Source organism: Dietzia sp. 2505, from assembly GCF_040546785.1.
In the GTDB taxonomy this organism is placed as follows: Bacteria; Actinomycetota; Actinomycetes; order Mycobacteriales; family Mycobacteriaceae; genus Dietzia.
Map to the genome: position 1 here is coordinate 647,177 of NZ_JBEPON010000002.1, position 17,269 is coordinate 664,445.

Here is a 17,269-nt window from a genome sequence, read left to right on the forward strand (position 1 = left end):
GATCAGGCCTCCGTCGGGGTGGGGGTGTACTTCTTGAGTTCGAGACGCGCCATGGTGCGCAGGTGGACCTCCGTCGGGCCGTCCGCGATCTGCAGGGCCCGGGTCAGGGCGAAGAACCGGCCCAGCACGTTGTCGTCGCTCACCCCGGCGGCGCCGTAGGTCTGCACCGCGCGGTCGACCACCTTGTGGGCGGTCTCCATCGCGGAGACCTTGATCGCGGCCACCTGCATCCGTGCGGCGGCGTTGCCCTGGGTGTCCATCAGCCAGGCGGCCTGGAAGGTGAGCAGGCGGATCTGGTCGATCTCGATGCGGCTGCGGGCGATCCACTCGCGGACCACCCCGCGCTTGGCGAGCGGCTCGCCGAACGCGACCCGGTCCTGCGCGCGCTGGCACATCATCTGCAGCGCCCGCTCCGCGATGCCGATGCCGCGCATCGCGTAGTGCATCCGGCCCGGACCCAGACGGCCCTGGGCGATCAGGAAGCCGTCGCCCTCCTGGCCGAGCATGTTCTCGGCCGGCACCCGGACGTCGGTGAACGTGACCTCGCCGTGGCCGAGCCGGTCGTGGTAGCCCAGCATCGGCAGATCGCGGACGATCTCGATCCCGGGGGTGTCGGTGGGGACGAGGATCATCGACTGCTGCCGGTAGGCGGGCCCGTCCGGGTCGGACTTGCCCATGACGATCATGAGCTTGCAGTCGGGGTCCAGGATGCCCGAGGAATACCACTTGTGGCCGTTGATCACGTACTCGTCGCCGTCGCGCAGGATCGTGGTGCCGATGTTGCGGGCGTCCGAGCTCGCCACACCGGGCTCGGTCATCGCGAACGCCGAGCGGATGTCGCAGTTCAGCAGCGGCTTCAGCCACTGCTCCTTCTGCGCCTCGGTCCCGTACATGGCGAGGATCTCGATGTTGCCGGTGTCCGGCGCCGAACAGTTGATGGCCTCGTTGCCGATGATCGACCGGCCGACGATCTCCGCCAGCGGCGCGTACTCGAGGTTGGTCAGGCCCGCGCCGAGTCCGTCGTGGGCCATGAAGAGGTTCCACAGGCCCTGCTCGCGCGCGGTGGCCTGCAGGTCGCGCATGATCTGTGGCTGCTCGTGCGGGTTGTCGTTCTCCGCGATCTGCCGGTCGTAGACCTTCTCGGCGGGGTACACGTGCTCGTCCATGAAGGCGTAGAGCTTCTCCGCGAGTTCCGCGGTTCGGCTCGAGTAGGCGAAGTCCATGATCGTTCTCTCGTTTCTCGAAAAAGGTGGCGTGACGTGGAGGTGGCGCGTCAGGCCAGCCGGGCGATGCCGGTGACGATGAGCTGGCGGATGGTCTCCGGCAACAGCTCCTGCGCGGGGTCGTGGTGTCGCCCCTCGCGGTGCCGCCGCAGGTTGTGGCCCATGATGGCCGCCATCTTGAACCGACCCAGGGCGTCGAACCACGTGAAGTCCGTGAGCGGACCGGCCGTGGCGGAGTAGATGTCGATCAGCTCGCCGGGCTCGGGCAGGCCGGCGACCTCGCGGCCCACGCCGGGGAAGTTGGTGCCGTCGGCAAAGACGAGGAACCACCCGAGTTCGACGCGAGGGTCGCCCGGGCTCCAGATCTCCCAGTCGATCAGCGCTGCGGGCTCGGTCCCGTCGGAGAGGATGTTGCCCAGTCGGTAGTCGCCGTGGACCAGCACCGGGGCGACCGGCTCCGGGATCGCGGCGGTGAGCAGTGCCTCGAGCCGGTCGGCGTCGGGGACCAGCTCGGGCGGGACCGCGCCCATCGTGCGGACCCAGCGGGCGAGTTCGTCCGCCGGGGTGAGCACCTCTCCGTCGATGGGCAGTGAGTCCAGGGGCACCGCGTGCAGCGCGGGAAGGATCTCCGCGGCCCGTCGCATCCGGGCGGCCGCGAGTCCCGGCTCGACGGCCGGGTCGTCGAGGACCGGCTCGAGTGACTCCCCGCGCACCAGATCCATCGCGAACCATGCCGGGGACTCCTCGTCGGTGGCCCGGATGCCGGGAACCGGCACCGCGGTGTCGGCGAGCGCTGACATGATGCGCGCCTGCCGGAGCATGTCGTGCCGTCCGACGGCCTTCTGTCCCGGAGGCACCGACTTGATCACGAACTCCTCGCTTGCGCCCGCGATACGGTACGTCAGCCCGGAGTGCCCACCCAGCATGGGATCGAGAGGTCCGAACGGGCCCCGGACCACCTGGTCGACGAGTCCGGTGATCACCCGGTCGCGCAGCCGCGACTCGTCGGTGCCCGGTTCGTTCGTGCTCGCGTCGTTCGTGCTCGCGTCGTCGGCGGTCTCGGAGGTCGTCATGGCCGTGGCTCCCGGGGAAGACCGAGCACACGCTCGGCGAGGATGTTGTGTTGGATCTCGTCGGTGCCACCCGCGATGCGGTAGCCGGGGGCGCCGAGCACGTGCTCGGTCCAGGCCCAGGTGCCCCACTTCTCGCTGCGGAGGCTCAGTTCCGGGCCGAGGAGCAGCCGCACGGCCTCGGAGGTACGGGCCATCGTGTCGGTGGCGAGCAGCTTGCCCACCGACGCCTCGGGGCCGGGCTCGCGACCGGCACCCACTGCCGCCGCGACCCGCATCCCCACCAGCCGCTGGACGAAGCTACGGGTGACGAGGTCGGCGACCGCGTCCCGCTCCAGAGCGTCGAGTTCGCGACCGGCGTTGCGGGCCAGCTCGACCGCCTGGTCGGCGTTGTCCAACCCGAGGTTGCCCGAGTCCAGCCGTTCGGCCGCCAGGACGGTGAGGGCGACCTTCCAACCCTGGCCGACCGGCCCCAACCGGTAGCGGTCGTCCAACTCGACGTCATCGATCAGGACCTCGTTGAACGAGGTCCCGCCGGTCATCTGCCTGATGGGGCGGACGGTGACACCGGGCGCGTCCATGGGGACGATGAACATGGTGAGGCCCTGGTGCTTGGGCACATCCGGGTCGGTGCGGCACACCGCGACGCCGTAGTCGGCCACCCTCGCCCCGGAGGTCCACACCTTGGACCCGTTGAGCACCCAGCGTCCGTCCTTCTGCACGGCGCGGGTGCGCACGGCGGCGAGGTCGGAGCCGGCCTCGGTCTCGGAGAACAACTGGCAGGCGATGAGGTCGGTCCGGAGCATCGCGCGGACGTACTCCGCGCGCTGGTCCTCCGTGCCCCATTGCGCGATGGTCGGGGCGATGAGCTGCTGGGTCACCGGGAACATCTCGGTGCGCTGGGGGAGGTCGTAGTCCGCCTCCAGGCGGCGGAAGGCCAGGTCGTAGGCGATCGGCAGGTCCCGGCCGCCGTACTCGGCCCCCCAGGTGACGGCGCCGTATCCGGCGTCGAACTTGGCCTGCTCGTACTCGCGGCGTCGATCGGTCTCCTCGCGTTCCTCCTCGGCGGACCAGTTCTCGAACACCACGACGCCGTCCGGCCCCTCGCCCCAGGGGCGCGACTGACGGGGGCTCGCGACGGACTCCAACCACCGGCGGGCCGAGTCGAGGAAGCCCCGGAGCCCGTCGTGCTGGTCGACGCCGCCCTGATCGGTGACGAGCTGATCGGGAGTGGTGCCGGTCATCGCCGACCTCCTTCCAGGACGGTGCACGCGCTGATGCCGGGCGCGCCGTACACGTGGGTGAACCCGAGCCGCGGGTCGCCGGGGACCTGACGGTCACCGGCCTCGCCGCGGAGCTGGGTGACGATCTCGTGGACCTGACGCAGGCCCGAGGCGCCGATCGGCTCACCGTTGGCCAGGCACCCGCCGTCCGTGTTGACGGGCAGGCGGCCGCCGATCTCCGTCTCTCCGCGCTCGAGCATCCCCTCCTGCTCCCCGTCCTCGCAGAATCCGCACTCGGCGAGGTGCATGATCTCGGCGCCCGATTCCGTGTCCTGGAGTTGGGCCACGTCGATGTCTGACGGGGACACCCCCGCCGTCTCGAACGCTCGACGGGCCACCACGGTGCTCACGCTGCTCGGCTCGCCCTCGCCCTGGACGGACGGGGCGAACACCTCGAAGGACCCGAACGGGCGGGTGCCGGTGGAGACCGCGCGGACGGCGACCGCTCGGCCGCCCATCCGGGCCGCGACGGACTCGGACGCCAGCAGGATCGCGGCCCCGCCCTCCCCCGGGTTGCAGAACATGAACTGCGTGAGCGGGTCGTTGACCATGGGCGAGGCGGCGATCTCCTCGAGCGTCTTGGGATCGCGCCGCCAGGCGTTCGGGTTGAGCGAGCCGTTGCGGTAGGCCTTCTCCGCCACCCGGGCCAGCGTGGTCTCCGAGATGCCGTGACGGGCCATGTACCGCGTGATCTTCATGGCGAAGAACTGGGTGGTGACCATGAGCCCGTGGGTGCCGTACCCCTCGGTCAGGCCCCACTCCCCCGGCTTGGGGTCGAACGCACCGCGGGGGTGCTTGTCGAACCCGACGGCCAGCGCCACCTCCGCCGCGCCGGAGCGGATCGCGTTGATGGCGGAGACGAGGGCGCTGCCACCGGTCGCGCACCCGTTCTTGACGTTGGTGAAGGGGATCCCGGTCAGGCCCAGGTCCGCGACCAGCGTGTCCGCGAGCCCGGATCCGTCACTGCCTCCGAACGCGATCTGGACATCGGACCACTGGAGTCCGGCGTCGGCCAGCGCGGTCCGGATGGCGGAGACCGCCATCTGACGCCCGGTGACCCCGTCCTGGCGTCCGAACTTCGACAACCCGGCTCCGACGATGTGCACGTCAGACATCAGACCTCCTTCTCACTGGCGGATTCGGCACCGGCGTCCGCGGTGGCGGCGGGTGTGGGATCGAGCGTGAAGCTCGGCACCGGATCGGACTCCACCAGGACGACCTGCCTGCCGATCAGGTCGATCGGCGACGTGCCCTCGAGCAGGGCCTCGACCTTGACGCCCTCCGGGAGTTCGACGTAGCCGACGGCGTAGGGGCGGAAGCCCCCGGCCGGAGGAACGTACGGCGGCGACTTCGGGGGGAACCGCTGGATGGTGGCGGTCCACACCGTGCCGGTGGTGGACAGGTCGATCCCGGTGGTCTCGGACCCGCCGCAGCGCTGACAGCTCACGGAAGCGGGAAACGCCACGGTCGTGCAGTGCTCGCACCGGCTCCCCCGCAACCGCGGTGAGAGGGTCTGGTTCTCGGTCATGGTGTGCACTCCTGTTGGTCCGTTGACGTTCCCCGCTCCGTGATCGGTCAGATCAGCGGCCGACCCACTTGGGCTCGCGCTTCTCGAGGAACGCCTGGATGCCCTCCTTGCCGTCCTCCGACTGCAGCGAGTTGCCGACCGCGAAGTGCTCCATGATCATGAGCGACTTGATGTCGGCGTCCAGGCCCTGGTTCACGGCCATCTTGGTCAGCTTCATCATGAACGGGCTCTTGTCGGTCAGGGTGCCGATGAACTCCTCGACACACTCATCGAGTTTGTCGGCGGGGGCCGAGTCGTTGATGAGGTCGAAGTCCTTGGCCTCCTGGCCGGAGAGCAGCTTGCCCGTGAGCATGAGCTCCTTGGTCTTGCGCAGACCGATCATCCGCGGGAGGCGGTAGATGGGGCCGGCGCCACCGAAGAGGGCGCGACGGATGTGGAAGTCGCCGATCTTGGCGTCGTCCGCGGCGATCGCGAAGTCGCACGAGATCATGAGCTCGAAGCCACCGGCGGTGACGTAGCCCTCGAGGACGGCCACGGACGGCGTGTTCATCGAGTAGAGCCGGTCGCACACCTGGGCCGAGAGGACGCCGACGTCCATGGCGTTGGTGGTGCCGACGAAGTCGCCCAGCAGCTCGTCGAGGTCGAAGCCCGAGCAGAACTGGTTCTGGACGCCGCGGAGCACGAGCACCTTGAGCTCGGGGTCCGCGTCGACCTCCTTGATGATCTCGTCGAGGCGGTGGAGCAACTCCACGGTGACGGCGTTCTTCTTGTGCGGCCGGTTGAGCCACACCCGGGCGACGTCGCCGTCCTTCTCCAACAGAACGTGATCGGTCTGAGCCATGGTCTTTCCCTTTCGTGGAACTTCCTGAACTGGATTCAGTTCATGTCTACACTGCGATTCGGGCCTCGTCAACCTCTGTGCAAGACAGGTTTTCCGTGGCCCGGCCAGACCCGCCGAGGGGCGGATCCGGCCTGGTCAGAGCTCCGGAGAGAGCGGGTAGATCTTGAGACTCTCGGAGCGGAAACTGATGACGACGGGCTCGCCCCTCTTCGACCGCCGGAGCCAGTCCCCGTGGACCGCGGCGGAGGCGCGCAATCGGTACTCCTCCGGCCCGGCGCCCACCTGGACGTCGTAATACCGGCCGCCGAACTCGGCGGACAGCAACGTGGCGTCGAGCGTGATCTCCTTGTGTGAGACGTCCTCGTCCGGCCGGTGGAGGCTGATGTCGTCCGGCCACAGACGGGCGGAGACGGCTCGGCTGTCGCCCGTCTCGCAGCGCAGGGGCAGTTCGGTCCCGGCCGCCGTGGTCCACTCCAACCCCGAACGGTGGAGCTCGAGCCGGTTTGACATCCCGATGAAGTCGGCCACGTACTCGCTCACGGGGTGGTCGAACACGTCCTGCGGGGTCGCGAGTTGTTCGATCTTCCCCTGCTTCATGATCGCGAGTCGATCCCCGAGCGCGAACGCCTCGGAGTGGTCGTGGGTGACGAAGACCGCGCCGAACCCGAGTTCGTCGTGGAGCCGGCGGATCTCGGTGCGCACCTGGTCACGGAGCAGCGCGTCGAGGTTGCTGAGTGGTTCGTCGAACAGGACGAGGTCCGGCCGCGCCGCCATCCCGCGGGCGACCGCGATCCGCTGCTGCTGCCCACCGCTCAACTGCGAGGGGTAGCGGTCGAGCAGGTGGCCACAGTCGACCATGTCGGCGGCCTGTTCCACGCGACCGGAGTTGAGCGCCTCCTTCATCTTGCGGGCCCTGAGCGGGTACGCGATGTTCTTCCGCACCGTCATGTTGGGCCACAGCGCGTAGGACTGGAACACCATGCCGATGCTCCGCTTGTTGGGCGGGACGTTGACCCGGTCACCGGAGTCGAACATCGGCTTGCCGTCGAAGGAGATCGATCCCTTCTCCGGGGTCTCGAGGCCGGCGAGACAGCGGAGAGTGGTGGTCTTGCCGCACCCACTCGGCCCGAGCAGGACCAGGAACTCCCCGGCGTCGATCTCCAGATCGAGCTCGTCGACGACGACGTTGTTTCCGTATTGCTTGGTGAGACCGGAGATCTCGATTTTCGCGGTCATTGGTCTTCCTCACATTCACGCCGGCGGGATCGCGCGGCTCGGTCACCTACGAACAGGGCGGGCACACGCCCGCGGGACGACATCACAGCTTCTCCAGCACGTTGCGTCCGCCGATCAGCATCGCCACCGCGACGCCCGCACCAGTGACCGCGGACATGAGGATCGCCATGGCCGCGACGAGGGTGTAGGAACCGTTGCTCCAGTGGTCGTAGAGCAGGGTCCCCATCACCTGGGTGGTCGCGGAGCGGACCATGAGCGAGGCCGCGAACTCGTGGGTCAGGAGGATGAACATGAGCGCGATGGAGCTGAGGATCGTCGGCCGGAGCATCGGCAGGGTGATCCTGGCCATCGTCGCCACCGGGCCGGCTCCCGACACCGCCGAGGCCTCCTCGTACTTGTCTCCCATCGAGATGAGCGCGGTCAGCTGCATACGGGTGGCGAACGGGATCATGAGCACCACGTAGACCAGGATGATGACGGCTTTGGTCCCGTAGAGGATCAGCGGCGGCTCCGTGTAGGTGAGCAGGAAGCCGACGCCGAAGATGACGGCGGGGATGCCCATCGGCAACGCCGTGATCAGGTCGGCGACCGTGCGCAGGATGCGCAGGTCCTGCCTCCGGACCATGAGGTTCGCGACCCCGAAGCCGATGGGCACACAGATCAGTACCGCGACTATCGAGGTCACGACACTCGTGACGACCGAGTCGACGATGCCCGGGGTGGTGACCAGCGCCCTGTAGTTGCTGAGGGTGAACAGGTCCCAGGACAGCGTCCCCGACCAGAACGGGGTCAGTGACACGATGATCACACCCGCCAGCGGCAGGACGAGGGCCACGAGACCATAGACGGAGACGATGGCCGTGGCCCAGTGTGAGGACCCTCCGACCGGGGAGAAGGACTTGCCCCCATGGGTGACGAACCGGGTCTGGTTGCCCAGGAGCGCCCGCTGGCCGAACACCACGATGATGCCCATGATGACGAGCGGGGACCCCGCCGCCGCGGCGGCGGCGAAGTTGATGGGCGATTCCGAGGCCCGGAGGTACATCTCGGTGGCCAGCACCTTGACGCCCTCGTTCTGGCCCAGCAGGAGGGGCGCGGTGAACTGACCGAGGCCCAGCAGCAGGGCCACACCTGCTCCGTAGACCAGCGACGGTCGCAGGAGGGGCAGGACGACCTTGAAGAACGTCCCGATGGTCGTGGAACCGGCGATCTGGGCGGCCTCGAGGTGCTCGCCGCTGATGTTCTGCATCCCGGCGCTGACGAAGAGGTACACGAACGAGGTGAGGCTGAACCCGGTGATGATGATGATCCAGGTGGGGCTGTAGACGTTCACCGGTCCCGAGTTCAGATCACTCCACCAGGGCAGCATCCGGAGCAGGATGTTGACGTACCCGGGGCCCGGGGAGAGCAGGAACGCGAATCCCACGACGTTCGCGACCGACGGGATGACGATCGGCAGGATCGGGACCAGGCGCAGGAAACCCATGCGGCGCGGCAACCGGGTTGTCGCGAAGGCGAGGACGGTGCCGCACACCATCGCGATCACCAGCGAGAAGAACGCGAGCGCCGCGGTGGTCTGCAGGGTGTTGACGATGTCTGCGCGGCCGTACTGCGATCGGTAGCCGGCCGCACCGTTCTCGAACGCCAGTGACTGGAGCTTGAAGAGCGGCCAGACCACCAGGTACGCGAGTACGAGGATCAATGCCGCATACATCAATCGGTGTCGCCATAGCGATAGCGGACCTGAACTTTTCACTTCGATCTGACCTCAGCTCGGGGTAGTACGGTGCGGGATCGGCGGGGTGCGGACGCCCGGCCCGCTGCGAGGGGACACCTCACTGCGGGCCGGGTCGGGACTCAGCCCAGGAAGAGCTGTTCCCACTGGGCCTGGTACTCCTGGACCGCGTCGGGGCCGAGGGTGTCCGGATCGCCCAGCTCCACGTCCTGCGCGGTGACGGTCGAGCCCGGCACGCCCGTGCCCGGGACGTCCGGGAGGACCGAGAGGTAGTCGGCCGAGATGGCCTCCTGGCCCTTGTCCGTGATGAGGAAGTCGGCGAGCAGCTGCGCCGCGTTCGGGTTCGGCGCCGAGGCCAGCACGTGCGAGTACCAGGGCACGCCCCACGGGTTCTCGGGGAGGGCGAAGTCGACCGGTGCGCCCTTCTCCTTCTCGGTGAGGACGTTGCTCGCCGCCATCGGTGCCACCCACACTTCACCCGAGGCCAGCGCCTGGGTGATCGCGACCGCGCTCGAGTAGACGCGCGGGTTGGTCTCGGCCAGGCGGTCGAGGAAGTTCTCGCCGTAGTCCACGTCGATCTTGCGGTACATGTCGACGTAGGTCGGGATGCCGTTCGGGTTCTGGATGCCGACCTTGCCGTCGAACCGGGGGGCGAGGGCGTCGTCCGGCGTCTGGAGTCCCTCGGGGACCTCCGCCGTGTTCCAGCCGAGGCCGAACACCGTCGCGCTGGTGAGGAAGAACTTGTCCTCGAGCACGCTCTCCTCGGGGTCGTAGTCGGGGTTCTCCAGCGAGGGGGCCACGACCTCCGCCGAGTAGTCGGTGTCGAAGCTGCGGTTGATCCACCCTGCGTCCGTGGTCATGTGGACGTCCGCGACGCCGGACCCGGTGCTGTTCTCCACCTCGATCTTCGGCAGGATGTCCGCGTCCGTCCCTCGCACGTAGGTGAGGGTGATCCCGGGGTACTCCGCCTCGAACGCCTGCTTGAGCGCCTCGAGGTTGTCCGGGGAGTGCGTGGAGTAGATCGTCACGCTCCCCTCCTCCTGGGCGGCCGCGACGATCTCGTCCCACGAGCCCGCGAGCTCGGAGCCCGATCCGGAGTCCGAACCGCACCCCGACAGGATCAGCGCGAGCGCCGCCCCGCTGGCGACGGTGGCCTTGATTCTGGAAAAGCGCATCGCTTCCCTTTCCTGTGACGGCGTCTCCCTAGAGAGCCGAATTGAACTAACTTCAGTAAACTGTATGACCCAGGTCACGTGAATGCAAGAGCCGGCGCCTGTTAACTTCGCCGGAATCACAACTCACTCGGCGTCAGCCGACGAACCTCTGCTCCCAGGAGGCGACGTACTCCTCCACGGCCGTCGTCTCGAGGGTCTCCGGGTCGGCGAGCTCGATGTCCTGGGCGACGACCTCCGAGCCGTCGACCCCCGTACCCGCGATCCCCGGGAGCGCGGCGATGTAGTTCTCCGAGAGCGCTGCCTGCCCGGCCGGGGTGAGCATGAAGTCCGCGAGCACCTGGCCCGCGTTCGGATTGGGTGCGGCCGCCAGGACGTGTGAATAGAACGGGATCCCGATGGGGTTCGCGGGAAGTGCGAAGTCGACGGGCGCGCCCTTGTCGCGCTCCGCCAGGACGTCCATGGACGCCCCCGGCGCGGCCCATATCTCGCCCGAGGCGAGCGCCTGGGTGATCGCGGGCGCACTGCCGTAGATGCGGGGATTGACGCCGGCGAGCCGGTCGACGAATCCCTCCCCGTAGTCGACGTCCATCCTGCGGTAGATGTGCACGACGGCGGGGAATCCGGCGGGGTTGACGACTCCGACCTTGCCGTCGAACCGCGGGTCCAACAAGTCCTCGGGGGATGCGAGCCCGGCGGGCACGTTCGCCGTGTTCCACGCCAGGCCGATCGAGGTCGCACTGGTGACGAAGAAGGTGTCGTCCAGCACCCCGTCCGCCGCCCGGTACTCCGGCTCGTCGATCGCCGGCGCCACCACCTCCACCGAGTAGCCACCCGACTCGAGGCTGCGGTGGATCCACCCGGCATCGGTGGTCATGTGGACATCGGCGACGCCGTTGCCCGTCTGGTTCTCGACCTCGACCTTGGGGGTGAGGTCGGAGTCGGTCCCGCGGACGTAGGTGAGCGAGATCCCGGGGTATTCGCTCTCGAACGCGGTCTTGAGCGCCTCCAGGTTGGCCGGGGCGTGATTGGAGTAGATCGTCACACTCCCCTCGTCGTTCGCGGCCGCGACGATCTCGTCCCACGAACCGGCGAGCGTCGACTCCTGCCCCCCGCCCGAGCCACAGGCCGGGGCGACGACGGCGACCGTGGCGATCACCGCCAGCACCGAGATCATTCTCGAGAGCTTCATCTCGTCCTTCTTTCTCTACGGGCACCGGTCTTTCTTTCCGGCGCCGTTTGCGTGCATGACATGGATGGTGGTTCGGCCTCTGCGGCCGCGGCGTGCTGTCGTTCGGGGGATCACGGCGACCGGGTCGCCGGACAGCAACCGACCCGCTGGCCCCACACCTCGGGACCAACGGGTCGGTACACATCACGGACCCCGGTGAGCACAACGGGGGACGAGGTCAGCCCACGAAGGTGCGCTCCCATTCGGCCTGGAACTTCTCGACCGTCTCCGGGTCCAGATCCTCGTAGTCGGCGAGCCCGATGTCCTGGGCGATGACCGACGAGCCCTCCACGCCCGTACCCGGAATGTCCGGGAGCGCGGCGATGAAGTCGGCGGAGATCGCCTCCTGTCCCTTCGGCGAGATGAGGAAGTCGGCCAGCACCTGAGCGGCGTTCGGGCTCGGCGCGGAGGCGAGGACGTGGGTGTACCACGGCACGCCGAACGGGTTCTCCGGCAGCAGGAAGTCGACCGGTGCGCCCTTCTTCTTCTCCGTCAGAACCGTGCTGCCCGCCATCGGGGCGGCCCAGACCTCACCGGAGGCCAGGGCCTGGGTGACGGCGACGTTGCTCGCGTAGATCCGCGGCTCGACGGTCGCGAGTCGGTCCACGAAGCCCTGGCCGTAGTCGACGTCGATCTTCTGGTACATGTCCACATATGTGGGCATCCCGTTGGGATTCTGGATCCCGACCTTGCCCGCGAACTTCGGGTCGATGACGTCGTCGGGTTCCGTCAGTCCCTCGGGGACGTTGACCGTGTTCCACCCCAGCCCGAAGACCGTGGCGCTCGTGACGAAGAACTTGTCCTCGATCACGCTGTTCTCCGACTGGTACCCGGGCTGCTCCAGGTTCGGGGCCACGACCTCGGTCGAGTAGTCGGAGTCCAGGCTGCGGTTGATCCATCCGGCATCCGTGGTCATGTGGACGTCCGCCACACCCGTGCCCGTCTGGTTCTCGACCTCGATCTTCGGAAGGATGTCGGCGTCGGTTCCGCGGACGTACACCAGCGTGATGTCCGGGTACTCCGTCTCGAACGCCACCTTGAGTGCTTCCAGGTTGGTCGGCGAGTGGCTCGAGTAGAGGGTCACGGTCCCCTCCTGGCCTGCGGCCTCGACGATCTCGTCCCACGAACCGGCGAGTTCGGACTCGGATCCCCCGCCCCCGCCGCAGCCGGCGAGTACGAGTGCGAGCGCGATCCCTCCTGCCATGGCGGACCTGAACCTGGGTGCTCTCATCGGCGGTCTCCTCACATCTGACTCCGGGACGGCTTCCCAAAGTGAACTAGCTTCAGTCCGGAAACTATGGCATGGATCACGTCTGGGCGGAAGGCTTATGCCGAATTCGGTTCGGTTCTCTGGTCGTCGCGCACCAGGGGCGGAGGAGACCACTCCCCGCGCAGGCACTCCGGGCTCGGGCCGTACAGCCGCAGCATCAGTCTGAATCCGCCCTCCGGGGCGGGGAGCCAGTTGTCGACGCCCTCGACCGGCCGGTCATGCGAGACGACCAGCTCGAGGGACCCGTCGGGCTCGTACGTCACGTGCGGACTCCTGTCCCCCACGGCGTACCGCGACAGGGGGTTCGCCACCAGGAACCCCTCGGCGTGGTACATGGTCAGGGACCAGAAGTAGGCCACGGGGGGAAGCTGATCCGGGGTGAACCGCAACCGATAGGCGTGGCGACCGGTCAGTCCGCGCCCCTCGCTGTCCACCTCGAGAACGGGGTACAGAGCCTCCTCCGCCGGGTTGATGTAGATCTGCGCCATCGCCACCGCGGCGCGCAGCAACCAGTCACGGCCGAAGTCGACCCCCGCGTAGTTGATCATCCAGCCGTTGCGGACCTCGCCCGCCCCGGCGACACCCCGCCTCACCCTCGCCAGTCCCCGCGAAACGGCCTCGTCCAGCGTGGGTTCGGGGACCTCGCGCCCCAGGAGTCCGCCCGCACTCCATCCCGAGGCGAGCAGGACGTCGCGGATACCCGGGTCCACCGCCTCGGCGGGCACGTCGTCCAGTACCCGTGACAACTGCTCGAAGAACGACCGTCCGGGACCGGCATCGGGCGGGAGCGGACGGCGGGACGGAACGGGTTCCGGGGCAGCGGCCGGCGCCCCCGGCCCCACCGAGGTCAGGGTGATCGCCTCCTGGAGGTCGTGGACCTGCCGGAGGTCCTCAGGATCCGATGAGTCGACCATGATCCTCGCGGCGATCATGAGGAACCGGGAGTTGCACCTCAGCTCCGTTCCGTCCTCGCCGGAGGACAGGTGCGGTTCCGTGAGCGTGGGCGCCCAGTGGATCGTCACGGGTCCGAGGTCGCCGCCGTTCGTACGTTGCCCGATCGTGTGACAGGTCGTGTCGACGTAGCCGAACTGGAATGCGTAGTAGCGCCCGCCGAAATCCGGCACCTCGAGCCGCAGGTCCCCATCACGAAGGTCGACCCAGGCCACGCTGTAGAGGGTGTCCACGTTGGGGGCCACACCTACGCGGTAACCGGGGTCCGAGAGCAGCCTCTGGTGTCCGAACCCGCCGAGGGGCGCGGCCGCCGAGCGTGCGGCGTCCCGTCCCGGACCCGCATCCGACTGCGTCATCTTCTCCCGTAACTGGAGCGAGCGGACCAGCGGATAGCCCCACACACACAGCCGTTCGAAGTCGGCGAACTCCTCGCCGGTCACCCGACGCCCCGCCCGGGCGCACCGAGGGGTTCCACCGGCTCCGGCGACCAGCGACCCTCCAGCAACTCTGCGGTCGGACCGTAGCTGCGCAGAACGAGGAAGAAGGCCTCCCGCGGTGCCGGCAGCACCCCGGGGAGCTCCTCACCCGGACCGATGTCGGGGTCGATCAGGATCCGCACCGCACCGGAGCCGTCCGGCATCAGACCCGACGCGCTGCCCACGGAGTACCTGTCCCACCGGTTGGCGTACACACGACCACTGGCGGCGAGATACAGCGTCACCGACCAGAAGTACTCGACCGGCGGGGGCGTATCCAGGAGGAGTTCGTACGCGCCCCGGGCACCGTCCAGCGGCCGGCCGTCGGATGAGACGTAGGTGTTGAACGACGTGTTCTCCTCGACCACGTTGGCGCCGAGTCCGACGTTGTTCATCACCGCCCGGGCGAGAAAGTTCGTTCCGTGACGGCCCTTGTCCCTCACTCGGGTCCATCCACTGCCCAGCGGTTCTCCGAGCTGGGATCGGGACTCCCGGATCATCTCCATGGCCGACTCGAACCCCCGCTGAGCGGCATCCGACACCCACTCGTTCTCCGCGGACTCCGCCACCGCATGGTCGGATCCGATCCCGATCGCCCGGTACCGCGAGACCATCGCCTCCTCTCGCGCGGGGACCCCACACGCTCCGATCACGGCGGTGAGCGCGGTGGCGAAGTCCGTCCAGCTGCTCTCCACCTGCGCGCTGTCCACCTCCGGGTAGCGATCGGTGTTGATCGGGGGACGGGGATCCCGGATGCGGAACCCCCTCCTGATGGCATCGGCCTCCCCCGGGCCGTCGGCGCCGGTCACCTGGACCCTGAGCAGCGCCCAGATGACGGGCGTGGCGACGATCATGACGTCCCGGCCGATACCCGACGCCTCCGTGGCCTGTTCCGCCGTGCACAGGACCACGCTCATCTGGCCGGTGCCGTGGGTTCGGTTGCTGATGTTCGAGGCGTTGCCGTGGATGTCGAACAGGTTCACCGTGTAGTACTTGTCCCCCACCGCGGGGATCTCCAGTTCCACCGGGCCGTTCTCCACCGTGATCCACCCGTTCGAGTACAGGGTGTCGACGTTGGGGACGCGGAACTCCGAGAAGTCCGGCCCGGCCAGACCGCGTCGGTGATCGAAGGTGTTGATCCGCGGTCCGTCGCCAGTGGGGCGTCTCCAGACGAAGTCACTGAGTTGCGCGTACTGGAGGACTGCGGTCAGACCCCACACCGTGGCATCGAAGGCCAGGTGCTCCACCAGCTTCGCGGCCTGTGGCCGGCTGCCGGGGAACAGGTCCGGTGATGCCGACTCCTGGTACTGACTCACGTCGGAGAAATCGTATGTGCGACTGTTCACGAAAAAGCGCTCCTGATCTGTGTTCTCGCTGGCGGGACACCAGCCGTGCGTGTGCCATCGATCTCGCCGGGTCGTCAGACCGTGAAGCGTCCCCCGTTGCTCAGCAGCACCGCGCCGACGACGTTCGACGCCTGATCGGACGCCAGGTAGGTGATGCTCTCGGAGAGCTGCTCCGCGGTGGCGTAGCCGAACGCGCTGCCCTCGTTCATCCGCGCGCGCACCGACTCCGGCGTCCGCGCGGCCATGGCGGTGTCGACCGGTCCGGGGGCCACGGTGTTCACCCTGATCCCGAAGTGGATGACCTCCTTGGCCACGGACTGGCTCAGCGCGTGCACCGCAGCTTTGGATGAGGCGTAGTGCGGGTATCCCACGAGGGTGTCGAACGCCGCCGACGACCCCACGGTGACGATCGCCCCACCCCCGCCGGGCCGCATCGCCCGGACCGACTCGCGCAGGATGTGGAAGGTGCCGTCCAGGTTGACGGCGTGGATCCGCCGCCACGTCGAGTCCTCGAGGCGGGACAGCACGTCCACGGGCTCACCCGTCTCCGCCGCCTCGTAGATGTGCGCCTTGGCCACGGGGTCGTCGATGCCGGCCGCGTGGACGACCACGTCCACCCGTCCGTCGGCGTCCACGATCTCCTCGAAGAGCCGGCGGACGGCGTCCGGGTCGGCCACGTCCACCCCGTGGGCGGTGCCGTCGATCTCCTCGGCGACGCGGCGCGCCGACTCCAGCGCAAGATCCACCACGTGAACCCGGCGTGCGCCCTCCGAGGCGAGCTGCCTCGCCACGGCGGCGCCGATGCCCGACGCGGCTCCCGTCACCACGGCCACCTTCCCCGCGAACCTGCTCTGCTGTCCCGTCGTCGTCATCTCTGCGTCCTCTCGTCGTACCTCATCGGTGTTCGGGCTGGGTATGGGTCTCACCGTCGACGTCACATCATCACGACGAGGCGACCGGTGACGTGACCGTCCCGCAGTCGGTCGATCCCCTCGGCGACCTGCTCGAACGACAGGCGCTCCACCGTCGGGACAATCCGCCCCTCGGCGAGGTGGCGGTACACCGAGGCGATGTCGTCCCGGGTGCCCCCGGAGGAGCCGCGGATGATCGCCTTCTGGTGGATCACGTCGGCGGTGACGAGCTGGCTCGTGTGCGCGCCCATCCCGATCATCACCACGACTCCGCCCACGCGGATCGCCTTGACGGCGGCCTGTGCGGTGGTGGTGAACCCGGCGAAGTCGATGACGGCGTCCAGCCCGCGCCCGGAAAGCTCCGCGGCGTCGGCGACCACCTCGACCGCGCCGAGTTCCTCGCCCAGCCGGCGTGCCTCCGGGCTGGGGTCGGCCGCGTACACCTCGGCCCCCAGGAGCACCGCGATCCGCGCCCCGATCTGGCCGAGTCCTCCGAGCCCGATGATGCCCACCCGGTCCCCGGCGCCGACCCCCGCGACCTCGACGACGGCGTGGTGGGAGGTCATGCCAGCATCGGTCCCCAGGGCGCCGAGCTCGAACGACATGGCGTCGGGCAACGGTACGAGGTCACCGGCGGGGGCGACATGGAAAGCGGCATAACCGCCATCGCGTCCGTAACCGGGCACCGTCGCGCCGAGGGGGTGCACTCCGACGCGGTCGCCCACCCGCGCGCTGTCGACCTCTGGCCCTAGCGCCACCACGTCACCGGCGATCTCGTGCCCGAGGGTGATCGGGCAGCGGTCGATGTTCTCCGCCCAGGACGGCTCGTCGAGCTCGCCCACGTCCGAGTGGCACATCCCGGCCGCCCGGACCCGGATCAGGACCTCCCCCGGTCCCGGTTCGGGGACCGGGACCACCGCCAGGGTGAGGGGGTTGCCCGTGCCCGTCCACTGCCAGGCCCGCATCTCGGCGGGGATGGAGTCGGTGTTCATGGGT

General features: G+C 68.6%; 15 protein-coding genes. All 15 read right to left on the reverse strand.

The features are described from left to right. Positions 1-2 precede the first annotated feature (2 nt). On the reverse strand, positions 3-1,223 hold the full coding sequence (locus ABIE38_RS06740) for an acyl-CoA dehydrogenase family protein (protein ID WP_354054690.1): 1,221 nt from the start codon (positions 1,221-1,223) through the stop codon (positions 3-5). 50 nt (positions 1,224-1,273) lie between these two features. Then, positions 1,274-2,149: a phosphotransferase family protein gene (locus tag ABIE38_RS06745; protein WP_502914737.1), complete on the reverse strand. Its 876-nt coding sequence runs from the start codon at positions 2,147-2,149 to the stop codon at positions 1,274-1,276. Between the two features lie 143 nt (positions 2,150-2,292). Further along, the gene (locus tag ABIE38_RS06750) at positions 2,293-3,537 is read right to left on the reverse strand and encodes an acyl-CoA dehydrogenase family protein (RefSeq protein ID WP_354054693.1); all 1,245 of its coding nucleotides are present in this window, start codon (positions 3,535-3,537) and stop codon (positions 2,293-2,295) included. Further along, positions 3,534-4,691: a thiolase family protein gene (locus tag ABIE38_RS06755; protein ID WP_354054695.1), complete on the reverse strand. Its 1,158-nt coding sequence runs from the start codon at positions 4,689-4,691 to the stop codon at positions 3,534-3,536. The genes ABIE38_RS06750 and ABIE38_RS06755 overlap by 4 nt, the downstream gene beginning before the upstream one ends. Further along, positions 4,691-5,104, reverse strand: a complete 414-nt coding sequence (locus tag ABIE38_RS06760; RefSeq protein WP_354054696.1) for a Zn-ribbon domain-containing OB-fold protein — start codon at positions 5,102-5,104, stop codon at positions 4,691-4,693. Before ABIE38_RS06760 ends, ABIE38_RS06755 begins: the two co-directional genes overlap by 1 nt. 52 nt (positions 5,105-5,156) lie before the next feature. Next, positions 5,157-5,945 (reverse strand): enoyl-CoA hydratase/isomerase family protein, encoded by a 789-nt coding sequence (locus ABIE38_RS06765; protein WP_354054698.1) that lies wholly within the window; start codon positions 5,943-5,945, stop codon positions 5,157-5,159. A gap of 135 nt (positions 5,946-6,080) precedes the next feature. Continuing rightward, entirely contained in the window at positions 6,081-7,181 is a 1,101-nt protein-coding gene (locus ABIE38_RS06770) for an ABC transporter ATP-binding protein (protein ID WP_354054700.1), read from the reverse strand. Positions 7,182-7,263: 82 nt separating this feature from the next. Next, complete coding sequence (locus ABIE38_RS06775) at positions 7,264-8,895, reverse strand: ABC transporter permease (protein ID WP_354054702.1); 1,632 nt, start codon at positions 8,893-8,895, stop codon at positions 7,264-7,266. A gap of 143 nt (positions 8,896-9,038) precedes the next feature. Further along, complete coding sequence (locus ABIE38_RS06780) at positions 9,039-10,091, reverse strand: ABC transporter substrate-binding protein (RefSeq protein WP_354054704.1); 1,053 nt, start codon at positions 10,089-10,091, stop codon at positions 9,039-9,041. A gap of 133 nt (positions 10,092-10,224) precedes the next feature. Beyond that, positions 10,225-11,280 (reverse strand): ABC transporter substrate-binding protein, encoded by a 1,056-nt coding sequence (locus tag ABIE38_RS06785; RefSeq protein ID WP_354054706.1) that lies wholly within the window; start codon positions 11,278-11,280, stop codon positions 10,225-10,227. Positions 11,281-11,497: 217 nt separating this feature from the next. Beyond that, positions 11,498-12,550 (reverse strand): ABC transporter substrate-binding protein, encoded by a 1,053-nt coding sequence (locus ABIE38_RS06790; protein WP_354054708.1) that lies wholly within the window; start codon positions 12,548-12,550, stop codon positions 11,498-11,500. Positions 12,551-12,645: 95 nt separating this feature from the next. Continuing rightward, the gene (locus ABIE38_RS06795; protein ID WP_354054710.1) at positions 12,646-13,980 is read right to left on the reverse strand and encodes a DUF1254 domain-containing protein; all 1,335 of its coding nucleotides are present in this window, start codon (positions 13,978-13,980) and stop codon (positions 12,646-12,648) included. After that, positions 13,977-15,362: a DUF1254 domain-containing protein gene (locus ABIE38_RS06800; protein ID WP_354054712.1), complete on the reverse strand. Its 1,386-nt coding sequence runs from the start codon at positions 15,360-15,362 to the stop codon at positions 13,977-13,979. The genes ABIE38_RS06795 and ABIE38_RS06800 overlap by 4 nt, the downstream gene beginning before the upstream one ends. Before the next feature lie 74 nt (positions 15,363-15,436). Beyond that, positions 15,437-16,234 carry an SDR family NAD(P)-dependent oxidoreductase gene (locus tag ABIE38_RS06805; protein ID WP_354054714.1) on the reverse strand — a complete coding sequence of 266 codons (798 nt, stop codon included), beginning with the start codon at positions 16,232-16,234 and terminating at the stop codon, positions 15,437-15,439. A gap of 62 nt (positions 16,235-16,296) precedes the next feature. Beyond that, the gene (locus ABIE38_RS06810; RefSeq protein ID WP_354054716.1) at positions 16,297-17,265 is read right to left on the reverse strand and encodes a zinc-binding dehydrogenase; all 969 of its coding nucleotides are present in this window, start codon (positions 17,263-17,265) and stop codon (positions 16,297-16,299) included. Positions 17,266-17,269 lie beyond the last annotated feature (4 nt).

What these genes read in the sequence shown, in the direction of transcription:
- ABIE38_RS06740 (WP_354054690.1), bottom strand. Translation starts at nt 1,223, where the DNA reads ATGGACTTCGCCTACTCGAGCCGAACCGCGGAACTCGCGGAGAAGCTC.
- ABIE38_RS06745 (WP_502914737.1), bottom strand. Translation starts at nt 2,149, where the DNA reads ATGCTGGGTGGGCACTCCGGGCTGACGTACCGTATCGCGGGCGCAAGC.
- ABIE38_RS06750 (WP_354054693.1), bottom strand. Translation starts at nt 3,537, where the DNA reads ATGACCGGCACCACTCCCGATCAGCTCGTCACCGATCAGGGCGGCGTC.
- ABIE38_RS06755 (WP_354054695.1), bottom strand. Translation starts at nt 4,691, where the DNA reads ATGTCTGACGTGCACATCGTCGGAGCCGGGTTGTCGAAGTTCGGACGC.
- ABIE38_RS06760 (WP_354054696.1), bottom strand. Translation starts at nt 5,104, where the DNA reads ATGACCGAGAACCAGACCCTCTCACCGCGGTTGCGGGGGAGCCGGTGC.
- ABIE38_RS06765 (WP_354054698.1), bottom strand. Translation starts at nt 5,945, where the DNA reads ATGGCTCAGACCGATCACGTTCTGTTGGAGAAGGACGGCGACGTCGCC.
- ABIE38_RS06770 (WP_354054700.1), bottom strand. Translation starts at nt 7,181, where the DNA reads ATGACCGCGAAAATCGAGATCTCCGGTCTCACCAAGCAATACGGAAAC.
- ABIE38_RS06775 (WP_354054702.1), bottom strand. Translation starts at nt 8,895, where the DNA reads ATGTATGCGGCATTGATCCTCGTACTCGCGTACCTGGTGGTCTGGCCG.
- ABIE38_RS06780 (WP_354054704.1), bottom strand. Translation starts at nt 10,091, where the DNA reads ATGCGCTTTTCCAGAATCAAGGCCACCGTCGCCAGCGGGGCGGCGCTC.
- ABIE38_RS06785 (WP_354054706.1), bottom strand. Translation starts at nt 11,280, where the DNA reads ATGAAGCTCTCGAGAATGATCTCGGTGCTGGCGGTGATCGCCACGGTC.
- ABIE38_RS06790 (WP_354054708.1), bottom strand. Translation starts at nt 12,550, where the DNA reads ATGAGAGCACCCAGGTTCAGGTCCGCCATGGCAGGAGGGATCGCGCTC.
- ABIE38_RS06805 (WP_354054714.1), bottom strand. Translation starts at nt 16,234, where the DNA reads ATGACGACGACGGGACAGCAGAGCAGGTTCGCGGGGAAGGTGGCCGTG.
- ABIE38_RS06810 (WP_354054716.1), bottom strand. Translation starts at nt 17,265, where the DNA reads ATGAACACCGACTCCATCCCCGCCGAGATGCGGGCCTGGCAGTGGACG.